Source organism: Pseudomonas sp. P5_A2_2 (genome assembly GCF_054177685.1).
Window position 1 is genome coordinate 1 of the sequence record NZ_JBGCUL010000495.1, and the last position, 3,324, is coordinate 3,324.

The 3,324-nt window shown below is 60.9% G+C and carries 3 protein-coding genes; 1 reads left to right on the forward strand and 2 read right to left on the reverse strand.

The genetic code is table 11. The annotated features are described in order from the left end of the window. Both ACXRVY_RS21075 and ACXRVY_RS21080 read right to left on the reverse strand, forming a co-directional pair. On the reverse strand, positions 1 to 1,454 hold a 1,454-nt coding region (locus tag ACXRVY_RS21075; protein WP_458238155.1), incomplete at its 3' end, for an AAA family ATPase. Between the two features lie 2 nt (positions 1,455 to 1,456). Beyond that, complete coding sequence (locus ACXRVY_RS21080; protein ID WP_223462914.1) at positions 1,457 to 2,116, reverse strand: GntR family transcriptional regulator; 660 nt, start codon at positions 2,114 to 2,116, stop codon at positions 1,457 to 1,459. Positions 2,117 to 2,383: 267 nt separating this feature from the next. On the opposite strand from ACXRVY_RS21080, the gene ACXRVY_RS21085 reads away from it, so the two are divergent. Next, positions 2,384 to 3,324, forward strand: a 941-nt coding sequence (locus tag ACXRVY_RS21085; RefSeq protein WP_458238156.1) for an FAD binding domain-containing protein, incomplete at its 3' end; no start/stop codon positions are given.

Sequence of the window (3,324 nt, forward strand, 5' to 3'; positions counted from 1 at the left end):
CCCTGGGCCTGCTGTTGCGCCGACAGCGCCTGCTGCAACTCCTGACGCAATTGCTCAAGCTTTTCGACCTGAGCTTCTTCACTGGTCTGCAAATCTTCAAGGGTCGCTTCGGATTCAGCGAGCTGCTCGCTGAGCTCCATGATTGCCGCGTCTTCGGGATCTGCCGAAAGCAAGGCGCGTTCTTCGCCAAGGCGCTTGTGCCGGTCCGCCAGACGTTCCAGGCTGGTTTCCAGCTGCTGGATCCGCGACTGCTGCACTTCGGCCTGACGGCGCGGCTCGGCGGCGGTGAGGTTGAACGTATCCCACTGCTCTTGCCAGCCGTGCATGGTGGTTTCGGATTCTTCCAGCGCGGCAGCGGCCTCTTCGGCGGCGGCGCTGGTGACTTCCTGCTCCGGGGTGAGCATGTCCAGCTCTTCGCCGAGGGTCAGCAGCAGCGTGCGGTCGTGGCCCAGGTGCGATTCGGTTTCCAGGCGTGCGCGCTCGGCCTCTTTCAGGTCGTCCTGCAACTGGCGCAAACGCTGCTGACCGTGCTGGATGCTCTGCTCGACCCGGGCGATGTCGCCACCGACCGAGTAGAAGCGTCCCTGCACCAGATTGAAGCGTTCCGAGAGATCGTGATGCCCGTCGCGCAGGCGCTCGATGCTCGCATCGGCGTTACGTTGCTCGGCGACCAGGGCTTCGAAAGAAACTTCCTGGTTGCCGATGATCGCTTCACGCTGGCCAACCTGATCGTTCAGCGCCTGCCAGCGCAGGGCCGACAGCTGGGCCTTGAGCTGACGCTCCTCGCCCTTGAATTCCTGATACTTCTTGGCGGCCTCGGCCTGGCGATGCAAGCGTTCTAGTTGACGCTCAAGCTCTTCGCGCAGGTCGGTCAGGCGCTCGAGGTTTTCGTGGGTGCGGCGGATGCGGTTTTCCGTCTCTCGCCGGCGCTCCTTGTACTTGGAGATGCCTGCGGCTTCTTCGATGAAGTTACGCAGGTCTTCGGGCTTGGACTCGATCAGCTTGGAAATCATCCCCTGCTCGATGATCGAGTAGCTGCGCGGGCCAAGGCCGGTGCCGAGGAAGATGTCAGTGATGTCGCGGCGGCGGCATTTGGTGCCGTTGAGGTAGTAAGTCGTCTGGCTGTCGCGGGTCACTTTGCGGCGAATGGAAATTTCCGCATAGGCGGCGTACTCGCCAAGCAGTGTCCCGTCGGAGTTGTCGAACACCAGTTCGATGCTCGCCTGGCTCACCGRTTTGCGACTGGTGGAGCCATTGAAGATAACGTCGGTCATCGACTCGCCGCGCAGGTTCTTCGCCGAGCTCTCGCCCATCACCCAACGCACGGCGTCGATGATGTTCGACTTGCCGCAGCCATTGGGCCCGACCACTGCCGCCATGTTACTGGGGAAGTTCACCGTGGTCGGGTCGACGAAGGACTTGAACCCCGCCAGCTTGATGCACTTGAGCCGCACGTTTAAGCGTCCGTCAGGGCAGAAACCACCAGATCGCAACTGCGCTGGGCGTAAGCCGTCAGCACTTCGCGGATCTGCGGAAAGTCACGGGCCAGCACGGCAGCGAGCAAGCGCTCGAACAGTTCCAGGAATTCGCTCATCGACGCTTTGCGCTGGTCCAGCGCGAGGAAATACGCACGGCTCATGGCCGGTTGCAGATTCTCGACGGTTTCCTGCAAGTACGGGTTGTTGGCGAACGGATACGCGGCGCGCATCACATTGAAGCTATCGTCGACGAAGGTGCGGATGTCCTGACGCTCGTAGCTGGCAGTCAGGCGCTGCTGGATCTGCAAGAACGGCGCCATGTCGGCCTGGGTTTTCCAGCCACTGGCCACCGAGTTACCGAGCAGAATGTAGAGCTCGCTCATCAGCGTGCACAGACTCCGCACCTTGTGCGCGGTGAGTTCGGTAACGTGGGCGCCACGTCGCGGCAGGATCGCGATCAGGTGCCGACGCTCGAGGATCAGCAAGGCCTCGCGAACCGAACCACGGCTGACATTGAGGGCCAGCGTGACTTTCTGTTCCTGGATGCGCTCTCCGGGCTTCATTTCGCCGCGAATGATACGTTCGGCGAGGTGGTGAGCGATTTGCTCGGCGAGGCTGTCCGGCGCCTTGAACGTCATGGTTGTCCTTCAAACTCTTCGATCTGTACAAGCGGCGCAGTGTAGCGCAATTGCTGCATCAGGGCGGAGTGCCCGTCCGGAGGTTTTTGGCACGATTCAAGCAAAAAAGCAGGCTATCGAACCAACGACAATAATTAAGGAACAGGTGGTTGATCGACAAATTGCAATTTCCTGACCTTTAAGTCAGAAAATCATTGACCGAAAAGTCAGACCTGCTAAATTCAGTTCCTGTCGGTTAACAACAATAATGAGTCTGCGAGGCCTTCCGTGATCCAGTTTTTACTAAACCAGGAACTCCGTAGCGAGCACGCCCTGGACCCGAACCTGACCGTGCTCAATTATCTGCGCGACCATGTGGGCAAACCCGGTACCAAAGAAGGCTGCGCCAGCGGTGACTGTGGCGCCTGCACCGTGGTGGTCGGCGAGTTGCAAACGGATGATGACGGCCGCGAACACATTCGCTATCGCAGCCTCAACTCGTGCCTGACGTTCGTGTCGTCCCTGCACGGCAAACAGCTCATCAGCGTTGAAGACCTCAAGCACAAGGGTGAACTGCACAGCGTGCAGAAAGCCATGGTCGAGTGCCACGGCTCGCAATGCGGTTTCTGCACCCCCGGTTTCGTGATGTCGCTGTTTGCCCTGCAAAAGAACAGCGATGCACCGGACCATGCCAAGGCCCACGAAGCACTGGCCGGCAATCTGTGCCGCTGCACCGGCTACCGGCCGATCCTGGAAGCCGCCGAGCAGTCCTGCTGCGCCAAGCAGCCGGACCAGTTCGACGCCCGCGAGGCCGACACCATCGCGCGCCTGAAAGCCATTGCCCCGACCGATATCGGCGAACTCAACAGCGGCGACAAACGCTGCCTGGTGCCGCTGACCGTGGCCGACCTGGCCGACCTCTATGACGCCTATCCACAGGCCCGCCTGCTGGCCGGCGGTACCGACCTGGCGCTGGAAGTCACGCAGTTCCACCGCACCCTGCCGGTGATGATCTACGTTGGCAACGTCGCCGAGATGAAGCGCATCGAACGTTTTGACGACCGCCTGGAAATCGGCGCCGCCACGGCCCTGTCCGATTGCTACGAGGCCTTGAACGCCGAGTACCCGGACTTCGGTGAATTGCTGCACCGCTTCGCGTCCTTGCAGATCCGCAATCAGGGCACCCTTGGCGGCAACATCGGCAACGCCTCGCCGATTGGTGACTCACC